The organism is Variovorax sp. 770b2, assembly GCF_900115685.1.
Lineage (GTDB): Bacteria > Pseudomonadota > Gammaproteobacteria > Burkholderiales > Burkholderiaceae_C > Variovorax.
The window spans coordinates 2137740-2157957 of sequence record NZ_FOXJ01000001.1; the positions used below are offsets into that span (position 1 = coordinate 2137740).

Below are 20218 nucleotides of genomic sequence, written 5' to 3' on the forward strand. Positions count from 1 at the left end.
TGGTCGTTCCGTTCACTGCGCAGCGGCCCAGGTCGTGCCTGTGGGCGAATCCTTGAGCACGATGCCTTGCTCCAGCAGGTCCTGGCGGATGCGATCGGCTTCGGCGAAATTCTTCGCGGCCTTGGCCGCTGCGCGCTGGGCGATCAGCACCTGGATCGCGGCATCGTCGAGCGTGCTGCCTGCTTGCAGGAAGGCCTTCGGGTCGCCCTGGAGCAGGCCCAACGTGCCACCGAGCACCTTGAGCAGCCCGGCGGTTTCCGCGGACTGCGTGCGGTGAACGCCGGTGGCCAACTCGAACAGGATCGCGATGGCGCCGGGCGTGCCGAAGTCTTCGTCCATCGCAGCCTTGAAAGCTGCCGCGTGCGGATTCGTCCAGTCCAGCGTGACCGGTGCGGGCGTTACCAGGTCGAGCGCCGTGTACAGGCGCTTGAGCGAGTTGCGGGCGTCGGTCAGGTGTGCATCGCTGTAGTTCAGCGCGCTGCGATAGTGGGTGCGCACGAGGAAGAAGCGCAGGCTTTCGGCGTCGTACTTCTGCAGCACCTCGCGGATGGTGAAGAAGTTGCCCAGGCTCTTGGACATCTTTTCGTTGTCCACGCGCACGAAGCCGTTGTGCACCCAGAAACGCGCGAGCGGCTTGCCATGGGCGCCTTCGCTTTGCGCAATTTCATTCTCGTGGTGGGGGAACTGAAGGTCCGCGCCGCCGCCGTGAATGTCGAAAGTCTCGCCAAGGGTTGCGCAGCTCATCGCGGAGCACTCGATATGCCAGCCCGGACGGCCGGTGCCGAAGGGGCTGTCCCACTTCGCATCGTCCGGCTCGGTGGGCTTGGCGGCCTTCCAGAGCACGAAGTCCAGCGGGTCTTGCTTGCCCTCGAGCACTGCGACGCGCTCACCGGCATGCAGCTCGTCCAGCGACTTGCCGGACAGCTTGCCGTAGCCCGGGAATTTGCGCACCGCATAGTTCACGTCGCCATCGGGCGAGCGGTAGGCCAGTCCCTTGCGCTCCAGCGTCTGGATGATGTCGAGCATCTGCGGCACGTACTCGGTGGCACGCGGCTCGACGGTGGGCGGCTCGATGCCCAGCGCGCCGATGTCTTCATGCATGGCCGCGATGACTTCGTCGGTCAGCGCGCGGATGGTGATGCCGCGCTGAACGGCGCGCACGATGATCTTGTCGTCGATGTCGGTGATGTTGCGCACATAGGTCACGCCGTAGCCGCTCGCGCGCAGCCAGCGCTGCACCACATCGAAGGCCATCATCATGCGGGCGTGGCCGATGTGGCAGAAGTCGTAGACCGTCATGCCGCAAACGTACATGCGCACCTTGCCAGGTTGCAATGGGGAGAATTCCTCCAGTTCACGCGACAGCGTGTTGTAGATGCGCAGACTCATGAGGCTCGGAAAGCGTCGCTTCGCGCACGTGCGGCACGGGCGAACGACGGGTGTATTTCAGGGGTGACGGGACAGTGGCCACGAGGGGTTGGACATGGCCCCTCGGCTACAATGCAACGCAGTATAAACGGCTGCTGACGCCTGCCGCCGCGTTCCTCCCGGGTGTTCTCCAGGCCCGCTTCCCCCAATCCTGCCGAGGCTTCATGAAGCACGCCGTGTTCTCCAAACTCTCCATCGCCTTCGCACTCCTGTTCAGCCTGTGGGGCTCCGCCGCGCATGCCAACGACTACGACGATGTCAACCTGCTGCTGCGCCAGGGCAAGTCCACCGAAGCGCTCGCCAAGGCCGACACCTACATCGCCGGCAAGCCGCGCGATCCGCAGATGCGGTTCCTGCGCGGCGTGATCCTCACCGAGCAGAACAAGCAGGCCGAGGCCATCATCGCCTTCACCCAGCTCACGCAAGATTTCCCCGAGCTGCCCGAGCCCTACAACAACCTCGCTGCGCTGTATGCCTCGCAGAGCAAGTTCGACCAGGCACGTGCCGCGCTCGAAACCGCGCTCAAGCTCAACCCGAACTACGCAACCGCGCACGAGAACCTCGGCGACGTCTATGCGCGCCTTGCGGCACAGGAATACGTGCGCGCCCAGCAATTCGCCAGCACCAACGCCAGCGTCGCGCCCAAGCTCACGCTGATCCGCCAGATCTTCTCGTCCAAGACCGAGGCCGAAGCCGCAGCACTGCCGGCGGCGCCCGTGGTCATTCGCAAGCCGGTCGGCCGTTCCAGCAAATAAGCCGCTGCCGGCCCGGACACGGCGACGCATTCGTTGCGCTGCCGGCGCCCTCCCCCTTTCGCAAACGGAGCATCACTTGACGATCCACGCCCTTTCAAGATTCAGCCGCCGCAACGCCTTCATCCTGGCCGCGGCCATCGGCTTCGCCGCCACCGGCTACGCGCAGCAAGCCGCACCGCGCGTCAAGCTGGCCACCTCGGCCGGCGACATCGTGGTCGAACTCGATGCGGCCAAAGCGCCCAAGTCGGTCGAGAACTTCCTGCAGTACGTCAAGGACAAGCACTACGACGGCACGGTGTTCCACCGCGTGATCGACGGCTTCATGATCCAGGGCGGCGGCTTCACCGCCGACATGCAGCAAAAGCCCACGCGCCCGCCGATTCCGCTCGAAGCGAGCAACGGCCTGAAGAACGACAAGTACACGATCGCGATGGCGCGCACCGGCAACCCGAACTCGGCCACCTCGCAGTTCTTCATCAACGTGAAGAACAACGATTCGCTCAACGCGCCCAACCCCGATGGCTACGGCTACACGGTGTTCGGCAAGGTCGTGGCCGGCACCGACGTGGTCGACAAGATCCGCGCCGTGCAGACCGGCAACAAGGGCGGCATGCAGAACGTGCCCGTCGAGACCATCACCATCAAGTCCGCCACGCTGGCGAAGTAATTCCCCCATTCCGAATTTCCGAAGGAGTCCCTCATGAGCAATCCCCAAGTCGAACTGCACATCAAGAACTACGGCGTGATCACGCTCGAACTGGACGCCGAGAAAGCGCCCAAGTCGGCCGAGAACTTCATCGCCTACGTGAAGAAGGGCCACTACGACAACACCGTGTTCCACCGCGTGATCCCCGGCTTCATGGTGCAAGGCGGCGGTTTCGAGCCCGGCATGAAGCAAAAGCCCACCGGCGCCGAGATCGAGAACGAAGCCAACAACGGCCTGAAGAACGCCAACTACACGGTGGCCATGGCCCGCACCAGCGCGCCCCACTCGGCCACCGCGCAGTTCTTCATCAACATCTCGGACAACGGCTTCCTGAACCACACGGCACCCTCGGCCCAGGGCTGGGGCTACGCGGTGTTCGGCAAGGTCATCAACGGCACCGACGTGGTCGACAAGATCAAGGCCGTGAAGACGGGCCGCAAGGGCTTCCACGACGACGTGCCGCTCGAAGACGTGGTGATCGAAAAGGCCGTCGTCATCGCGGAGTAACCGTGAGCCCCGCGGCTTGCCACTTCGTGTGCTTCGCCAACGCCCGTGGGGGAGGCGCGGCTCGCCTTGGGGCCGCCCGGCGGCGGCCGCAATGAGGGTGTTCAAGGAACTGGTCGCGCCGCCCGCGTGGCGCACCGTCGACCTGATTTCCGACCTGCACCTGCAGGCCGGCGAGCCCGCCACCTTTGCGGCCTGGCAGGGGTACCTGCAGACCACGCCGGCCGATGCACTCGTCATCCTCGGCGACCTGTTCGAGGTGTGGGTGGGCGACGATGCCGCCGACGAGCCCGGCTTCGAGGCGCAATGCGCCGAACTGCTGCGCCGCACCGCCCAGCGCCTGCCAGTGTTCTTCATGCACGGCAACCGCGACTTCCTCGTCGGCCCCGCGCTCGCGGCCCGATGCGGCTTCACGCTGCTGGACGACCCCACGGTGCTGGTGCTGCACGGCCAGCGGTGGCTCCTGAGCCACGGCGACATCCTCTGCCTGGAGGACACCGAGTACCTCAAGTTCCGCGGCATGGTTCGCACGCCCGAATGGCAGGCCGCCTTCCTGGCCCGGCCGCTCCAGGAGCGCCGCGCGCTCGCACGCTCGATGCGCACGCAAAGCGAAGACCGCAAGCGCAACCCCTCGACGATCTGGGCCGACGTGGACACCGACGCCGCACGCCAATGGCTACAGCAGGCGCAGGCTCAGACGATGGTGCACGGCCACACGCACCGGCCCGCCGACCACGACCTGGGCCACGGCCTGCGCCGCATCGTGCTGAGCGACTGGGATGCCGCGGCCCATCCGCCGCGCGCGCAGTTGCTGTGCCTGTCCACCGCCGGCGCGCAGCGCGTCGACCTGCGCTAGCAGCGCCCCGAACCGCGGAACCGCCGATGTTCAAGTGGCTGCGCCGCCTGCGCGCCCTGCCCCCGATTCTCGACGCCGCCTGGCACGCCACGCTGGCGCGCTACGCCTTCCTGGCCGACCGCCCCGCCGCGGACCTGGAGCGGCTGCGCATGCTGACGGCCGAGTTCCTGCGCGACAAGGAATTCCATGGCACCCAGGGCTTCGTCATCACCGACGAGGTCGCGCTGGCCATTGCCGCGCAGGCCGTGCTGCCCGTGCTGCACCTGAAGGGCCATCTCGACTGGTACGACGATTTCGTCGGCATCGTGGTGCACCCGTCCGAGGTCGTGGCGCGCCGCAAGGTCGTCGACGAGGCGCAGGTCGTGCACGAGTACGACGAGGTCGTGGCCGGCGAAGCCATGGACCGCGGGCCGGTCATGCTCAGCTGGCAGGACGTGCTCGCAAGCAGCGTCACCAGCGAAGGCGGCTACAACGTCGTGATCCACGAGTTCGCCCACAAGATCGACATGCGCGGCGGCGATGCCGACGGCTGCCCGCCGTTGCCGGCCGGCTTCGCAGGCAAGCGCAGCGCCCGGGAATCGCGCGCCGCGTGGCTCGCCGTGCTGCAGCCCGCCTACGACGACTTCCGCGAGAAAACCATCATGGCCGAGCGCTTCGGCACCGAACCGCCGTGGCTGGACGACTATGGCGCGACGTCGCTCAGCGAATTCTTCGCTGTGGCCTGCGAGGCCTACTTCGTGAACCGCCCGAACTTCGCCCGGGACTTCGCCGGGGTGGTGGTTCTTTTCGACGAGTTCTTCCTGCCCGGACAGGCCTGACCCCACGGGGCGTGCATCCCCCAAAGAAAAAGGCGCCCCGCGGGGCGCCTTTTTTCATGGCCGTCCGGCGCGCGCTTACTTGCGCAGCAGCGCCTTCAGCGCGTTCTGCAGGCGGCGTGCACTGGCAGCGTCGTGCGCCGCAGCCAGCACCTTGCCGGCGTCCTGGCCCCAGGTCTGCACCGGCGCCGGATCGCCACGCTTGGTCAGCAGCTTGAGCTGCAGGGCGCGGCGTGCGTCGAGCTGCTCGGCCGGCGTCGGCACTTCAGCGGCCATTTCCAGCCGCAGCAGTGCTTCGGCGGCGTCGTTGGCGGCGGCCGTCGGCGCGCTGCCGATGGCTTGGGACCAGTTCGTGCGCACGGCCGGCGTGACCGCGCGACCCAGTTCCTGGACGCTCGGCAGGCGCGCGGCATCGCGCTGTTCCCAGGCGCCGAGCACCTGCGTCAGCGCTTCGCCGTGGGCTTGCGCCGCGAGCTTGCGCAGTGCCATGTCCGCACGTTCGAGCGCTTCGCGCTGGGCGCGGAAAGCCGCATCACCCAGGCGTGGGCCGCGGTCTTCGAAGCGCGGAGGACGGTCGCCGAAGCGGCCGGCCGGTGCGCCGCGATCACCGCCGCGATCGCCACGATCACCGCGTGCATCGGGGCGCGGAGCGCCACGGTCGCCAGGACGACCCGGACCGCCGGGGCCTGGCCGGCCGCCGTCGCGGCGGTCGCCGAACTTGCCACCGGCGCGGCCTGCGGGCGCCGCGTCCGTCTTCTTGCTGCTGGGACGATCGTCCCCGCGCATGGCCACCACCGGCTTGGGCGCCGGCTTCGGCGCGGCGGCCGGTGCCGGGGTTTCGACAGCGGCGGCTTCGCCAGCGTCGTGCGCTGCGCCATCGGCGCGTGCGGAGGCGTCGGCGCCATCGGCGGGTGCCACGAGGTCAGGGGTGGCAGCCTGCGCCGCTTCGACCGGTGCGGCCGGCGATGCTTCCGCGTCGCTCGGGCTCGGCGCCTGCTCGGCGCTTTCGGCGAACTCCGCAGCAGCCTGTCCGGGCGCCACGACGTCGGTCGCGCCGAGCGACGGGCCATCACTGGATTCCGTCGATTCGGTCGATGCGGTCGGCTCGGCGGCCCGCTCAGCCTTCGGTGCCGGCGGCGGTGCTTCGCCGCGCAATGCGCCTTCGAGGCGGGCGATGGCCGCGCGGATCTTCTGCACGTCGCCACCCGCATTGGCCGCGTCGAGCGCCTTGGAGGCGTCCAGCACATGGCGGTCGTGCTCGCTCATGGCCGACGACGCCTTTTCGCGCTCGGCCGTCTTGCGGTTGAAGGCTTCGTCGATGGGCGCGCGGAACGCATCCCACAGCTTCTGTTCATGGCGACGGTCGAGCGGCACGCTCTGCGCCTCGTGCTGCCAGCGCTGCTGCAGCGCCTTGACGGCGTCGATGCGCAGCATCGGCTGGGCGCCGAGCTCGGCAGCCTCGGCGATCATGGCTTGGCGGCGTTCGACGCTGGCTTTCTGCGCCGTCTCGAACGGCGCACGCGCGGCGCCGAAGGCTTCGTTCCACTGCGGCTGCAGTTCGGCGAACACCTTCTCGCCCACGTGGCCGCCATCGCGCCAGCGGTCGGCGAACTGGTGCAACGCGCGGTTGTGCGCCTTCAGGTCGGTGGCGCCGGCATGCTCGGCGGCCCAGGCCTTCACCTCTTCGATCAGCGCCACGCGGTGCGCGCGGTGCTCGGCCGCATCGGCGCGCACCTTCTCGAGCCAGGCCTCGACCACCTTGTGGGCTTCGTTGCAGGCTTCGTCGAAACGCTTCCACAGCGCATGGTTCGGCACGCCGCCCTGGTCGGACTGCTTCCACTGGTCGCGCAGCGCGCGCAGCGTTTCCTGCATCTTGCGGCCGCCGAGGGCCTGGCCTTCGGGGCGCTTGAGCAGGCCTTCGGCCTTGGCGACGAGGTCTTCGCGGACCTTGTCGGCGCTCCAGCGCTGCCAGCCTTCGAGCTCGCCGGCCGCGACCAGCGCGGCATGCACGCGGGCTTCGAGCGGCGCCTCGACCAGCTTGCCGTGCTCCTTGAGCACCGCGCGCAGCGCAGCGGCCGCACCGGCGCTGGCCTTGCCGTGGCCTTCGGCGGTTTCCTGCTCGAGCTTGGCGAGTGCGGCCTGCACGGCGTCTTGCGCCGCGGCGCGCACGGCCGGATCGATCTTGGGTGCGGCAGGCCGTGCGGGCGCTGCGGCCTTGGGTGCGAGCACCTCGCCGCGCGCGCTGCGCAGCTCGTCGGCCCACACGGGCACCGGCGGCAGCGGCGCGGCAGCGTCGGCTGCGGCAGCGATGGCCTGTGCCAGCGCGCTGTGGAACGCATCGGACACGACCAGCAATTGCGACTTCGACCCTTCCAGCTGCGGCGCGAACTTCGCGTCCAGGCTGTTCCAGTTGATGTCGGAGGTGATGTCGCCGGCCTGCTGCTGCCAATGGGTAACGTCGCTGCGCAGCGACTCCTCGGCGGCCTGGGCGTCCTGCCAGCCCTTGGTGGAGAGCACTTCAAAGCGCTGTGCCAGCAAGACGGCGGCTTCGCGGTGCACCTGGGCGCGGTGCTGCAGGTCTTCGATGCCCTTGACGCGTTCGGCCAGCTTGGCCTTCAGGCTTGCGAGCGGTTCGCGCGAGAGCGGCGCGCCAGCCTTGGCGGCGTCGCGCTGCCAGGCGAGCGCATCGGCGATGTTGAGCTTGGACTGGCCCAGCAGCGCCTCGGCCTTCTGCGCCCATTCGGCGGCAATGGCCTCCTGGCCCTTGGCGCGCTTGAGCTCGTCGAGCTTCTCGCGCAAGAGGCGCGCCGCGCCCTTGTCGCGACCGCTCAGCTCCTTGAAGACTTCCTGCATTTGCTCGGACGCGGGGTTGCCCGCGAGCCAGTCGCGGATGCGCGCGGCGCGTTCTCCCGAGGTCGGCGCGGTGAAGGCGCCGCCGGTGAGCGTGTCGAGGGCCTGAAGGTCGTGTGGCTTGGAAGAAGTAGAGGTCACTGCGCGAAATCGTTGTCTTGGTATGGAAAGCGAAGGCGCCGGCAAAGGCCGGCGCACATCGACATTTTCACCCACTTGCGATGGCCCGCCCAATTCCGTTGCGGAACGGCGGCCAATGCAGGTTGCGGGCTGGGAGATTAAAGGTGACTACATATATAGCAAGCCGATGCAAAAAACCAAGTGGCCGCTCTCACTTCATGGTCAGTTTGAGCTCGGCGCCCGGCTTCCAGTCGGCACCGCTGGCCGTGGTGCGCACCGCGCCCAGGAACAGCCGCTCGCTCGTGAGCTTCTGCGCCAGCAGGTAGTCGCGCACCGCGGCGCCGCGCTCCACGGCCAGTTGGCGCATCGATTCCTCGTCGACCGGCACGCTCGCGAACAACAGGTTTTCCATTTCCTTGACGGGCAGGTCCTTGGCCAGGCCGACGAGGTTGCGCGGCTTGGTGATGTCGGCGCGCTTGTAGACCGCGGTCAGCAGCTCGGGGTACTCGGCGTCGGTGACCGGCGCCACGTCGGTGCCGGTCTGGCCGCCGCGCACCGCGACGCGGCGCTTCTCGGCCTGGGTCATCTGGCGCACGCGCTGGCGCTGGTAGGCATCGCGCTCCTTCTCGAGGCTGGAGGTGCCCACGACCGTCATTTCCAGCGTCGGCCGCTCGGTCAGCGCCTTGGCGACCTTCTCGAGGCTCTCCCTGGCCGCGGCGCTGAGCACCGAACTGCCCGGCTCGAAGGTAATGGCGCTCGATTCGCCGCTGCCGCCGCCGCCAAGACCGCCCGTGAGCAGGCTGAACGGCGCCGTCACGGCCTTGACGATCAGGTTGACCACGGCCTTCCAGATCAGCGGTCCGACGCTGAACTGCGGATCGTTAAGCGAGCCGCTGAGCGGCAGGTCGACGTCGATCACGCCATTGCGGTCGGCCAGCAGGGCCACCGCCAGCTTGACGGGCAGGCTGTTGGGCGCGCCGGCGACTTCCTCGCCGAACTGCAGCTGGTTGAGCACCAGCTTGTTGGTGGCCGTGAGCTGGCCATCGGGCGCGACCTTGTAGTTCACGTCCATGCTCATCTTGCCGCGCTCGATGCCGTGGCCGGCGTAGCGCACCGAGTACGGCGACAGCGGCGCCAGGTCGAGGTCGCGCATCTTGGCGGTGATGTCGAGTTCGAGCGGCTTGGCCAGCGGATTGAGCTTGCCGGTGATTTCCAGCGCCGCGGTCTGCTGCGCCTTGCCGCGCAGCTCCAGGTCGGCCAGTGCCGGCCGGCCGCCCTGCCCGTTGGGCGGGTTCGACGAGAAGGAGCTGAGCTTGCCGGTCAGCTCGCTCAGGTCGGCCGAGTAGTTGGGCTTGACGAACAGGTCGGTGAAGTCGATCTTGCCGTTGACCAGGCTCATCGGGCCGAAGTTGATGACCGGCTTGGGGCCGGTGTCCGCGGGTGCCTGCGCCGTGGCGACGGGCGCTGCGGCCGGGTTGGCCGGCTTGGCCGGCTCGGGGCTGCCGCCGACCATGGCTTCGGCCGACACCGGTGCGCCGCCCGAGCGCTGCGCAGGTGGCGCACCGCGGGTCGTGGTGGTGGTGCCGCCCGGGCCTTTCTGCGTCTTGGCTTCCGCGGTCGCCGCCGCAGTGGCCGCACCTTCGGCCTCGCCCTTCTTCGTCAGGTTGAGCAGGTTGAGCCGGCCGGTCGGATCGACGATCACGCGGGCGAAGAAGTCGGTCAGCGTGGTTTCGCGCACATTCACGTTCGGCGGCGCGTTGGGCGCCATGCTGACCTGCAGGCCGCGCAGGCTCAGCGTCTTCCAGCTGAGCAACTGGTTGGTGTTGCGGTCGAAACCGGGCGACTGGGTGAGCGAGACGCTGTTGGCGCGGAAGTCGTCCAGCGCGGTGTCGCCGGCCAGCTTCACGGTCATGCCCGCCGGCGCGGTCGCGTAGTGGACCGTGCCGCGGTAGCTCGCGAACGCGCGGCGGATGTCAACGTTGAGCGCATCCGCGTAATAGGCCTTGAAGGCGTGCGCGGGGAACGAGATCACCTCGAGCCGGCCTTCGGCGGCCAGCGGCTTGAGCACCACGTTGCCCTTGTAGTCGAACTTGCCCGGATCGGAGCGGCCGGAACCGATGCGGCCCGAGACCTGCAGCGGCGACACGGTGTTCGTCTCGGGCGCGATCTTCTGGGCGTTCAGCTTGAAGGCCGTGACCTCGACCGTCACCGGCAGCGCGCCGGCCTTGTCCGAATAGGAGAGGCTGCCGTTGTCGACCGCCATGGTGGCGATGGTCAGCGCCCAGGGCTTGGTGTTGGCGTCGGCCTTGGCCGATCCGGCGCCGGCGGGCTTGGGCGCCGCCACCTTCGCCTCGGCCGCGCCGCCGCTGCCGGCCGGCGTGCGGAGCCACCGCTCGAACATCCAGCGCTTTTCGCTGTCGCGCTCCACGCGCACCTTGGGGTTGGTGGCGGTGAACGAGGCGATGTTCAGCGTGTGCTGCGTCATGTCGACCTCGGCGTCGACCAGCTCGAAGCGGCCGACGCTCGCCAGCGCGGTCTTGGTCTGGGTCAGCGCCAGTCCGTCGGCGGCCAGGCGGCGCGCCTTGAACTTGAGGTTCGGCTGGTTCCAGGCGATGTCGATCTGACCGCTCAGCTTGCCGTCGAGCGTGGGCTCCAGGCTCTGCGCCAGATAAGGAGCAGCCAGCGAGAGCGGGAGCGCGTCGACCTCGGTCTGCACATCCGCCGCCTTGTCGGTGGCGCTGCCCTTGAACTTGAGCGAGGCGCCGGCGATGGCGGTGCTGCCGTTGAACTGCGCTGGCTTCTCCATGGGCCAGGTGATGGCGGTGACGTCGAGCCCCAGGTCGGTCAGGTCGACGGCCGCCGCGGGCTTGAGGGTCTCGTCGCGCCAGCCGATGCGTCCGCCGCTCAGCGCCACCTTGTCGACCTGCACCTTCAGCTTGGGCTTTTCCGCCGTCTTGCCGGCCGGTGCGCTGGCGGGGGCCGCCGGCAGCGGCGCCACCTTTTCCGCGGCGCCCGTCGCCGGGTCGGTGGCCATCAGGTTGAGCTGGCCCGCGGCGTCGCGTGCCACCACGAGCTGCGGATTGGCCAGGGCCACTTCGCTCAAATGGAACACCGATTCGAGCGGCCGCACGTCCGCCAGCGCGAGCTTGAGCGAATCGAAGCCCAAGAGGTCGCGGCCCCGGGCGTCGCTCAGCTTGGCGCCATGCGCCTCCACCGTGCCGTAGATCTTGAGGCCGGTGGTCGCCGCCTGCTGGAAGTCGATCTTCAGGTCGGCATCCAGGCTGCCGGCCTGCAGCTTCACCGGCAGGCCGCCGGGGATGTAGCCCAGGTAAGGCGCCAGGTCGAGGCCCTTGAACTGCACGTGGGCGTCGGTCTTGCGACTTTGCGCGAAGGGCGTGGTGAAGGCGGCCGAATCGAAACTGCTGCCGTTGAGCACGAAGGCCAGCTTGGGCTCGGTCTTGACCTCGCGCTGCGAAGCCAGGTTGCTCAGGAAAGGCACGTTGAGCACGAAGTTGCGCAGCTCGTGCCTGCGCTTGACCGTCTGGTCGTCGAAGTCGACCGCGCCGTCCTTGATCGAGATGTTGTAGATGGCAAAACGCGCCGGCTCGGCCTTGGGGTCGGGCGGCGGGCCCGCTGCCAGCTTGGCCAGGATGTCGTCGATGTCGTACTTGCCGTCGGCCTGGTGCGTGAGCAGCACCGCGGGCGCCTCGATCGACACCGCGTCGATCACGGGCGCCAGGCGAAAGAGCGACTGCAGTTCGGCATCGGCGTAGATGCGCTTGATGGCCAGTTGCGGCTGCTTGCCGTCGGCCGTGGCGATGCGCAGGTCGTGCAGCGCGAGCTCCAGGGTCCAGGGCTTGAAGTCGATCTTGCCCACCGTGACCTGCCGGCCCAGTTTCTCGCTCGCGATCTTTTGAAGCTGGCTCTTGGCGATCGGCGGCACTGCCAGCCATGCGATGACCCAGAGGGCCAACAGAACCAGCAACGCGACGACCCCGCGTCGCACCCATTTGTTTTGTTTGAGCGAAGCTACATCCATCGCGGGAGTGTGCCGCAAACATGCGTCAACGCAGAAACAAGAAAGCCCGGCAACGCGACTGAATGCCTCGTTGCCGGGCTTGATGGCGGGCCTAACACCCAAGCCATCGATTCGCGCGACCGGAAGTCAATGGTTCCTGCCGTGCTGGCAGCAAGAGATTGCCGCCGTGGATCCTCGGTCGTTCGAGCCCTTGACTTGCACCTCGGGCGGCCCGACTTCGGAAAAACGCCTGAAAACCCAGGCCCGTTCAGATTAGGTGCCGCACCCTTGCATTGCAAATTCATTCTTCCAAGGGATTTCCCGTAAGCCGAATGCCTCTGTACGCGTCGGATTTTTAAACATCTATTAGCATATGAAACGATTTCCTTATGCTTGACCGGGTATTTAGCGACGATAGAATCCGCCCTGCCCCGACTGCCAGACGCAGCGGGGCCACCCCCTGAATCCGCTGCCGAGAACTCCCTCGGCTTGATCAGGTCGCCGCGCTCCTTACCCTACACCCCTCCATGCGCGGAGCCTGATTCGTACCAATCCAAGCGCCGTTGCCTTCATCCATCGCCTCTCCAGGCGTTGCGAGCAGGTGCCGCACAGAAAGGAAGAGCGATGAACAAGGCGTTTGATGCCACAGCCCGCGGGCTACGGACCTTTGTGTCCGATGTGGCAGACGGCTTTTTTGAAATCACCCACAACGGGTTTGCATTGGTCGGTTTGGCCATCGTGTTCGCGGCCCTCGCCCTCGTGGCACGGCCCGATCTGCGCCAGACCGGCGAGGAACAGCTCATGGGCTGGCTGCAGTCGCGCAAGCCCGCGCCTGAAGTCAGCGACCTGGAGCCGACCGCCATCGAGCGCACCACGGCCGCGAGCCCCGGCGACCTGCCCAAGCAGCAGGCGGCCGTGGCTTACTGGCTGAGCAAGAAGTACAGCGTCGCGGCCGAGCCGCTGAGCGTGCTGGTGTCCGAGGCCTACAGCATCGGCAAGCGCACCAAGCTCGACCCGACGCTGATCCTGGCCATCATGGCCGTGGAATCCAGTTTCAATCCTTTTGCCCAGAGCCACGTCGGCGCCCAGGGCCTGATGCAGGTCATGACCCGCGTGCACGGCGACAAGTACGAAAGCGCGGGCGGCACGCTCACCGCCTTCGACCCGGTGACCAACATGCGCGTGGGCGTGAAGGTGCTGCAGGAATGCATCGCCCGTGCCGGCTCGCTCGAGGGGGGCCTGCGCTACTACGTGGGCGCGGCCAACCTCGAAGACGACGGCGGCTACGCCAGCAAGGTCATGGCCGAGCACGAACGCCTGCTGCAGGTCGCCAACGGCCGTGCGCCGTCGGTGCTGCCGCCCCGGCCGATCATTCGCGCACAGCCGATTCCCATCGTGACGCCGACCCCGGCACCGATCAAGGCCGAAGAAGGCTCGGAACCCGCAAAGGTCGCGCTGCTTTCCGCCGTTTCCTGAAACTGGCCTGGCCGGGTGTGAGCTACACTCGGCCCCGTACGCGACTGGCGATAGGCGCAGCACCCGAACAAGGTGCCCCGCGCTGACGTGGAATACCACTGGGAAGCGTGCCGCCTGACCACAACAGGCGTTCAGCCGTTCGCCTGGGCAGCCCTTGTTTGGTTGAAGAACAAGGACCTCGTCTTCAAAGGACTGCCATGTACCAACGCAATATCCTGGTCGAACAGACCGACCCCGAGATCTGGGCTGCGATTCAAGCCGAAAACGCGCGCCAGGAACACCACATCGAGCTGATCGCCAGCGAGAACTACGCCTCGCCCGCCGTCATGGCCGCCCAGGGCTCGCAGCTCACCAACAAGTACGCCGAAGGCTACCCGGGCAAGCGCTACTACGGCGGCTGCGAGCACGTCGACGTGGCCGAGCAACTGGCCATCGACCGCGTCAAGCAGATCTTCGGTGCCGACGCCGCCAACGTGCAGCCCCATTGCGGCGCCTCGGCCAACGAAGCCGTGATGCTCGCCTTCCTGAAGCCCGGCGACACCATCATGGGCATGAGCCTGGCCGAAGGCGGCCACCTGACCCACGGCATGCCGCTGAACATGAGCGGCAAGTGGTTCAACGTGGTGAGCTACGGCCTGGACGCCAACGAAGCCATCGACTACGACGCGATGGAACGCAAGGCGCACGAGCACATGCCCAAGCTGATCATCGCGGGCGCTTCGGCCTACTCGCTGCGCATCGACTTCGAGCGCTTCGCCAAGGTGGCCAAGGACGTGGGCGCGATCTTCATGGTCGACATCGCCCACTACGCCGGCCTCGTGGCCGCGGGCGTGTACCCCAACCCGGTGCCGCACGCCGACATCGTCACCTCGACCACCCACAAGAGCCTGCGCGGCCCGCGCGGCGGCATCATCCTGATGAAGGCGCAGCACGAGAAGGCCATCAACAGCGCGATCTTCCCCGGCCTGCAAGGCGGTCCGCTGATGCACGTGATCGCCGCCAAGGCCGTCGCGTTCAAGGAAGCCATGGCGCCCGAGTTCAAGGCTTACCAGCAACAGGTGGTCAAGAACGCCCAGATCGTGGCCGACACCCTCACCGAGCGCGGCCTGCGCATCGTGAGCGGACGCACCGAAAGCCACGTCATGCTGGTCGACCTGCGCGCCAAGGGCATCACCGGCAAGGAAGCCGAAGCCGTGCTGGGCAGCGCCCACATGACGATCAACAAGAACGCGATCCCCAACGACCCCGAAAAGCCGATGGTCACCAGCGGCGTGCGCATCGGCACCCCGGCCATGACCACGCGCGGCTTCAAGGACGAAGAGGCCCGCATCACCGCAAACCTGGTCGCCGACGTGCTCGAGAACCCGCGCGACGCGGCGAACATCGACGCGGTGCGTGCCAAGGTGCATGCGCTGACGAGCCGCTTCCCCGTCTATCGCTGATCCGACTGGCGAGACGACCGCATGAAATGCCCTTTTTGCGGTCATCTTGAAACGCAGGTCGTCGAGACCCGCGTTTCGGAAGACGCCGACTTCGTGCGCAGGCGCCGCCAGTGCAGCGCCTGCGACAAGCGCTTCACCACCTACGAGCGCCCCGACGTCAATTTCCCCGTGGTCGTGAAGAAGGACGGCAGCCGCGCCGACTTCGACTCGGCCAAGGTGCGCGCCTCGATGATGCTGGCGCTGCGCAAGCGGCCGGTGAGCATCGAGCAGATCGACACCGCCCTCTTGCGCATCGAGCAGAAGCTCCTGGCCAGCGGCCTGCGCGAAATCGATTCGACCAAGGTCGGTGAACTCGTGATGCGCGAGTTGAAGCGCCTGGACAAGGTGGCCTACGTGCGCTTTGCCTCGGTGTACCGCAGCTTCGAAGACGTGGACGAATTCAGGCAGTTGCTGCGGGACATCTGAGCCTGCCTACCTGAGACTGCAGGGGCGCTCCTCAGGCGCCGCTTTCTCCTCCCCTGGCGCACGCGCCCGAGCCGCAATCGCCGCTCACATCCGGATTGCAGACCTTCGCCCGGCCCGAGGCCGAGACGATGATCGACGCCCTGCGCCCGGTCTCGGCCTTCAGCGTCAGGCAGCCCGCGCTGAAGCCGGACCGGCTCGTCTGGCGCGAGAAGCCGTTGCCGTCGTAGCGCAGGCCCTGCGCGAAACCGCCCCCCAGTGTCGTGTCGACGCTCACACCCTGCGGCAATCGCTCGAAGCGCCGCAGCGTCTGGGGCGATTCATCGGCGCCGGTCCGGACGACCCAGCCATCGGACCAGTCGCTGCCCGCGAGCGCCGCCACTTCGACGGGCCGCGCGCGCTGGATGGCCTCCATGCGCGCGAAGCTCAATGCGGCATTGAAGCCTTGTGCCGCGGTCGCGAGGCGCTGGTTGAGCAGCATGTCGCGAAAGCTCGGCGCCCCCGCGGCCGCCAGCGCTGCCACGATGGCCACGACCACCATGAGCTCGATCAAGGTGAAGCCAGCCGACAACGTTCTTTTGCCGCCCTTCATTGCCAGCACCTGCCCGCCTGCGTGCCGTCGCAGCCCTTGCCGCCCGTGCTGTCCACCCAGAGGTTGCCGACCTGCGGATCGGAGAAACCGGCCTTCAGCGTGGCCGTCAGCCGGATGCAGCTGTCGATGCTCCCCTTCCCCTCGCAATTGCCGCTCTCGACGGTGTACTTGCCGCCTGCGCCGCCATTTCCTGAGCTTCCCGAGTCTCCCGAGTCTCCCGAGTCGCCCGCGTAGCGCCGGTACCGCCCGACCTGCGTGTAGAGGCGCTCCTGCTCCTGCATCTGCTGCATCAGCGCGGACCGCCCCTCGCTGCGCCAGCCCTTCCGCACGAAATCCATGTACGACGGATAGGAGATGGCGGCCAGGATCGCGGCAATGGCCACCACGATCAGCATCTCGATCAACGTGAATCCACGAAATGCCGAGGGCTTCATTTTTTCGCGCCCCGGTAATCGACGACCTCTCGCCAGTTCAGGCGCCCGCCGGTCTGGACCATCTTGCCGTCGCCGGCAGGCTGGGCGTTCGACATGCCGCCGGCCCGGCCTCCCCGGGCATCCCGCGCGCCGATGCTGACGATGCCCAGCCGCTTGGTTTCCGACCGACGCCCGAAGGCATCGGTGGCGCCGAAGCCAGCCATGCCCAGTTGCACCAGGTGCGGCGCGCCCAGCATGCCGATGCCTGATGGCGTGCAAGAGCCGCCCTGCGAAAGTCCGGTCATCGCGTTCACCGCGCAACTGCGGCCACCGCCATCGGCGCTGCATGCGCTGGCATTGGGAATCAGCGTGTTGAAGAACAGCTGGCCGTCGCTCAGCACCGGCTGGAAGACCAGCCGCTCGCCCTGCTCGGGTCCCGCCGGCAGATCGAAGTACCAGCCGCGCCGGGTGTTCGTCTTGCGGTCGAATGCACCGTAGACGAAGGGATCGCCGGCGAGGGGCGGGGATGCCTGTCCATCGCTGGGCGATACCTTGCGAGGCTGAAGCTGCGTGCGCGCTTCGCCGGCAGGAATCGCCATGCCGTTGTCGTACACGCCGTAGATCGTCTGCACGCCGCGGCTCGATCGGCCAAGGTCTTCCGGGCTCACGAACTTGCCCGTGCCGAAGAGCACGATCGCGCCACCAGCCGGCCCCACACCGACTTCCGGCGCGACGGTGATGGGCTGGCGCTTCGCATCCGCGCCGCTGCCGGCGGTGGCGACCATCAGCGGGCGGCCATTCAAGCCCAGTGCATTGCTCGCGCTCCAAGGCGCATTGCCCGTGAAGTCGAACTTCCACAGGTTGCCCTGCGTATCGCCGGCATAGAGCAAGCGCGTGGACCCGTCCGTTGCCGCGTAGTCGCCCGGCGTGCTCAAGGCATTCACGAAGGTGAGGTCCGCCGGGCGAGGCAGAACGATCTTGTAGAAGTTGGCGTTCAGCTTCCATGCCTCAGCTGCGGGCTTGTCGAGCGAAAGCAGGAACATCGCGGCGCGTCCCTCCTTGTTGGCGTTGTTGAAGCCCGAAGGAACGACGGCGAACCAGCCATAGGTCGCCGCCTCGGTCTTCGTGGCCGCGGCCGTGCGGAACTTCATGATGCGTGGCGCCTGGGTCACGCGGCCCATGTCGTTGTCGTACGCGCCGCTGAACTCCCACAGCACCTTGTCGGCCGAGAAGTCCGCAGGGTCGGTCACGTCGAGCGCGAAAACCCCGGTGGCGCCTCCGCCGCTGCCGGAGACCAGCACGGTCTTCCACGCACCGTTCGCCATCCGCGCTTCACCCACGGCCGGTGTTCCATCGACATGGCTTTGGTGCACGTAGTCGGGCGAGGTGTAGGCGCCCAGCTTGGCGAACATGATCCGCGGCACATAGGCGAAGAATTCCTTGCCGGTGCGGGCTTCGAAGGCGTGCAGCATGCCGTCGTTGGCGCCGACGTACACCGCGTGCGGCCGGCCTCGATGGGCCGCCAGGAACTTGTCGTAGCCGGCCCCCTGGCTCGCGAGGCTCGGCGCACCCACGTAGACCGGATTCGAATTGGTCACATCGCCCATGATCGAATCGCGCACGCGGAAAATGCCCTGCGGCGAGGACTGCTCCTTGCGGCGATCCCCCCGCAGATAGGCCAGGCGATCGGCGCCAAGACCGTCCGAGGTTTCAGGCACGGCATACGGCGTCGCGCTCAGCCATCCGCGCAGCCCGTCATCGAGCGCCGCCCATTCGAACGGCGTGCCGACACCAGCCGTCGAGAGCGTGAAGATGCGCCGGCCCGCGATGTCCCGCGCAGCCACGGGCGGCGTTGCGTTCGGGTTGCCGGTCAGCAATTCGCCGGCATCCCAGTCGGGCTTGTCGGACTTGTGCACAGCGCCGCTCGCCGCATCGACGCCGAGCCGATACGACAGCAGCGTGCCCGACCAGCGTCGCCCGTCGAACTGCGGCACGTAGAGGCTGGCACCGGCGTTCGTGATCGTGTCCGACGAGATCGCGCTGCCCGCCGAAATGCCGCCCGCCGATGCTTCGGCGCGCAGGAAGGCCCGGCGGATGGCAGCGGTCAACTGCGACGGCTCACCCGCCAGGAGGTAGTTGGCGGGCTTGGGCTGGTTGTCGGCGTCGAGGCCTTCGGCCCATTCGGAACCACCGCCCGACGCGCGAAACGGATTGCCGTCGTCGTTGGTGTCGGCAAAGCCGCCGTACTTCGCGGCCAGGTAGAAAGCGCTGCCGCGCTGCTTCTGCCCGATGGCGCTCTCGCCGCCCCGCCCCATGTCGACGGCGAAGGTCTGCACCCGCAGATCGGGATGGTCGCTGCGGATCTTTTGCGTGTGAGCCCAATACGCGAGGCCTGCCATGCCGAACGAGCCCTTGTCTGCGCCCGTTTCAATGGCGGCGATATTGGCGGAGGTCAGCGGTGTTCCGCCCTTGTAGTTGAGCGCCCTGGGCCCCTCGTTGCCGCTCGTGGTGAGGCCCGCCTTTCCTGAAGGGTGCGTGAAAGAAAGTGCCTCCCTGTTTTCGAAGGCACCGACCAGGCCCGTCCAGTAGGCGGTGTCGGGTTCATAGGCTGCGCTGTTGAAACCGCGGTCGAAGTCGCCGATGGAGTCGCCCTTCGAGAGGCCGGGGAGCGAACGGTCGTAATGGGTCTCGGCGTCGCCGATCACGAGGATGCCGTTTCTCTGGCAACTGGCGGCAATGGGGTCTCCACGGCTCCGAGCGCTGTCCGTGTCTGACACCGCGTTGGGCGTCGGCGCCTTGCCTTGCAGGTAGCGCAGCGACTCGTAGTAGAGCTCGCCCGCTGGGTCGAACAGGCTGTAGACGCCCTGCCCGGCGCCGTTGCGACCGAAGCGGTTGATGGCGTCGACGACACCGTCGCCCTCCGCCGCACCAGCCTTGAACACGCCGGTCGTCGCATCCCACTCCGCCCGTGGGTTGTCCACCGTGTCGAGGGTCGCGTCGATCTTTTTCGGCCCGGCGTGCTTCATCGGCGCGCGCATCACGCCGCCGTAGCGCGCGGGGTCGTCGTCCGGCAGATAGCCGAAGACGGAGAACTTCATCCGCCCGGCGTAGCGCTGGATGCTGCCCACGGGTTTGTAGTTGCCGTCGGGATACGAAGCGCACAACGAGGAGCGCGCCGCTGCTTCGGTCGGCGTACACACCTCGACGCGCGCAAGGTAAGTCGTGCCGCCCGGCTCCGTGCAAGTGCCGCCACCGGCCGGCCCGACGGCAAACCGGTCCAGGCAGTTGCCGAAGTGCAGCGTGCCGGTCGCGAGCAAGCCATCGCGGGCTGCGGTGACCAACGGCGTCAGCTTGTCGAGGTTGCCAGTCACAGTCTTGTCGGGGAAGGAGCCGCTGCGATAAAAGTCTTCCGGCAACACCGCGCGCTGCAGCACCGTGCGGCCCGGTTCGTCGATCACGCGATCGCCCCCGGTCAATGCAAGGCGCACCCCGTCGAGCGACGATGACACGGCCCAGTTCAGCAGATTGCCGCTCCATTGGTTGACGCAGGCAATGGCGCCGCCATCCGGCTTCGTCGCCGTGGCCGAGCGCTTGAAATAACCGTCGCCCGTCGCGTAGCTGTAGCAGCCCATCGGGTCCCAGTAGCCGCCGTAGGTCTTCTTCGCGTCGAAGTTGTCGCGGTACGCCGCGCCTGCGTTCGCGCGCTTCAGCGAAAGATCGATCACCACCCCGGGATCGACGCGCGATGCCAGCGAAAACATCGGCTCGCTCGGAAGCACCG

The 20218-nt window shown here is 67.6% G+C and carries 14 protein-coding genes and 1 riboswitch; of the genes, 8 read left to right on the plus strand and 6 right to left on the minus strand.

The window, feature by feature from the left end:
- Positions 1 to 12 precede the first annotated feature (12 nt).
- On the minus strand, positions 13 to 1389 hold the full coding sequence (cysS, locus tag BM133_RS09775) for a cysteine--tRNA ligase (protein ID WP_093433325.1): 1377 nt from the start codon (positions 1387 to 1389) through the stop codon (positions 13 to 15).
- 203 nt (positions 1390 to 1592) lie between these two features.
- Here cysS and BM133_RS09780 point away from each other — a divergent pair, with 203 nt between their 5' ends.
- From BM133_RS09780 to BM133_RS09800, 5 genes are all read left to right on the plus strand, one after another.
- A complete protein-coding gene (locus BM133_RS09780; RefSeq protein WP_093433327.1) occupies positions 1593 to 2183 on the plus strand; it encodes a tetratricopeptide repeat protein in 591 nt (196 codons plus the stop codon).
- A gap of 76 nt (positions 2184 to 2259) precedes the next feature.
- Positions 2260 to 2850 (plus strand): peptidylprolyl isomerase, encoded by a 591-nt coding sequence (locus BM133_RS09785; protein WP_093433328.1) that lies wholly within the window; start codon positions 2260 to 2262, stop codon positions 2848 to 2850.
- 33 nt (positions 2851 to 2883) lie between these two features.
- Entirely contained in the window at positions 2884 to 3396 is a 513-nt protein-coding gene (locus BM133_RS09790) for a peptidylprolyl isomerase (protein ID WP_093433330.1), read from the plus strand.
- Positions 3397 to 3487: 91 nt separating this feature from the next.
- Complete coding sequence (locus BM133_RS09795; RefSeq protein WP_093433331.1) at positions 3488 to 4249, plus strand: UDP-2,3-diacylglucosamine diphosphatase; 762 nt, start codon at positions 3488 to 3490, stop codon at positions 4247 to 4249.
- Positions 4250 to 4275: 26 nt separating this feature from the next.
- Entirely contained in the window at positions 4276 to 5067 is a 792-nt protein-coding gene (locus BM133_RS09800; protein ID WP_093433333.1) for a M90 family metallopeptidase, read from the plus strand.
- Between the two features lie 75 nt (positions 5068 to 5142).
- Here the strand turns inward: BM133_RS09800 and BM133_RS09805 are convergent, their stop codons facing one another.
- Positions 5143 to 8055: a DUF349 domain-containing protein gene (locus tag BM133_RS09805; protein WP_093433334.1), complete on the minus strand. Its 2913-nt coding sequence runs from the start codon at positions 8053 to 8055 to the stop codon at positions 5143 to 5145.
- Positions 8056 to 8245: 190 nt separating this feature from the next.
- Entirely contained in the window at positions 8246 to 12073 is a 3828-nt protein-coding gene (locus BM133_RS09810; protein ID WP_093433336.1) for a DUF748 domain-containing protein, read from the minus strand.
- A 603-nt stretch (positions 12074 to 12676) separates the two neighbouring features.
- Here BM133_RS09810 and BM133_RS09815 point away from each other — a divergent pair.
- The 3 genes from BM133_RS09815 (at position 12677) to nrdR (ending at position 15435) form a co-directional block, all read left to right on the plus strand.
- A complete protein-coding gene (locus BM133_RS09815; protein ID WP_093433337.1) occupies positions 12677 to 13528 on the plus strand; it encodes a lytic transglycosylase domain-containing protein in 852 nt (283 codons plus the stop codon).
- Between the two features lie 30 nt (positions 13529 to 13558).
- A riboswitch (ZMP/ZTP riboswitch) is annotated at positions 13559 to 13684 on the plus strand.
- 41 nt (positions 13685 to 13725) lie between these two features.
- A complete protein-coding gene (gene glyA / locus BM133_RS09820) occupies positions 13726 to 14970 on the plus strand; it encodes a serine hydroxymethyltransferase (protein WP_093433339.1) in 1245 nt (414 codons plus the stop codon).
- A gap of 21 nt (positions 14971 to 14991) precedes the next feature.
- Positions 14992 to 15435 (plus strand): transcriptional regulator NrdR, encoded by a 444-nt coding sequence (nrdR, locus tag BM133_RS09825; RefSeq protein ID WP_093433340.1) that lies wholly within the window; start codon positions 14992 to 14994, stop codon positions 15433 to 15435.
- Between the two features lie 31 nt (positions 15436 to 15466).
- Here nrdR and BM133_RS09830 read toward each other — a convergent pair whose 3' ends face one another.
- The 3 genes from BM133_RS09830 to BM133_RS09840 are packed head-to-tail and all read right to left on the minus strand — an operon-like array spanning position 15467 to position 20198.
- On the minus strand, positions 15467 to 16024 hold the full coding sequence (locus tag BM133_RS09830; protein ID WP_093433342.1) for a GspH/FimT family pseudopilin: 558 nt from the start codon (positions 16022 to 16024) through the stop codon (positions 15467 to 15469).
- Complete coding sequence (locus tag BM133_RS35130; protein WP_177224770.1) at positions 16021 to 16458, minus strand: type IV pilin protein; 438 nt, start codon at positions 16456 to 16458, stop codon at positions 16021 to 16023. Before BM133_RS35130 ends, BM133_RS09830 begins: the two co-directional genes overlap by 4 nt.
- Positions 16455 to 20198: a pilus assembly protein gene (locus tag BM133_RS09840; RefSeq protein WP_143100105.1), complete on the minus strand. Its 3744-nt coding sequence runs from the start codon at positions 20196 to 20198 to the stop codon at positions 16455 to 16457. The genes BM133_RS35130 and BM133_RS09840 overlap by 4 nt, the downstream gene beginning before the upstream one ends.
- Between the last annotated feature and the right edge of the window lie 20 nt (positions 20199 to 20218).

Bases quoted from the DNA above. Each gene is read 5' to 3' on its own strand.
- BM133_RS09810 (WP_093433336.1), bottom strand. From the start codon at position 12,073: ATGGATGTAGCTTCGCTCAAACAAAACAAATGGGTGCGACGCGGGGTC.
- BM133_RS09800 (WP_093433333.1), top strand. From the start codon at position 4,276: ATGTTCAAGTGGCTGCGCCGCCTGCGCGCCCTGCCCCCGATTCTCGAC.
- BM133_RS35130 (WP_177224770.1), bottom strand. From the start codon at position 16,458: ATGAAGCCCTCGGCATTTCGTGGATTCACGTTGATCGAGATGCTGATC.
- BM133_RS09830 (WP_093433342.1), bottom strand. From the start codon at position 16,024: ATGAAGGGCGGCAAAAGAACGTTGTCGGCTGGCTTCACCTTGATCGAG.
- BM133_RS09790 (WP_093433330.1), top strand. From the start codon at position 2,884: ATGAGCAATCCCCAAGTCGAACTGCACATCAAGAACTACGGCGTGATC.
- BM133_RS09780 (WP_093433327.1), top strand. From the start codon at position 1,593: ATGAAGCACGCCGTGTTCTCCAAACTCTCCATCGCCTTCGCACTCCTG.
- BM133_RS09795 (WP_093433331.1), top strand. From the start codon at position 3,488: ATGAGGGTGTTCAAGGAACTGGTCGCGCCGCCCGCGTGGCGCACCGTC.
- nrdR (WP_093433340.1), top strand. From the start codon at position 14,992: ATGAAATGCCCTTTTTGCGGTCATCTTGAAACGCAGGTCGTCGAGACC.
- BM133_RS09815 (WP_093433337.1), top strand. From the start codon at position 12,677: ATGAACAAGGCGTTTGATGCCACAGCCCGCGGGCTACGGACCTTTGTG.
- glyA (WP_093433339.1), top strand. From the start codon at position 13,726: ATGTACCAACGCAATATCCTGGTCGAACAGACCGACCCCGAGATCTGG.
- cysS (WP_093433325.1), bottom strand. From the start codon at position 1,389: ATGAGTCTGCGCATCTACAACACGCTGTCGCGTGAACTGGAGGAATTC.
- BM133_RS09840 (WP_143100105.1), bottom strand. From the start codon at position 20,198: ATGTTTTCGCTGGCATCGCGCGTCGATCCCGGGGTGGTGATCGATCTT.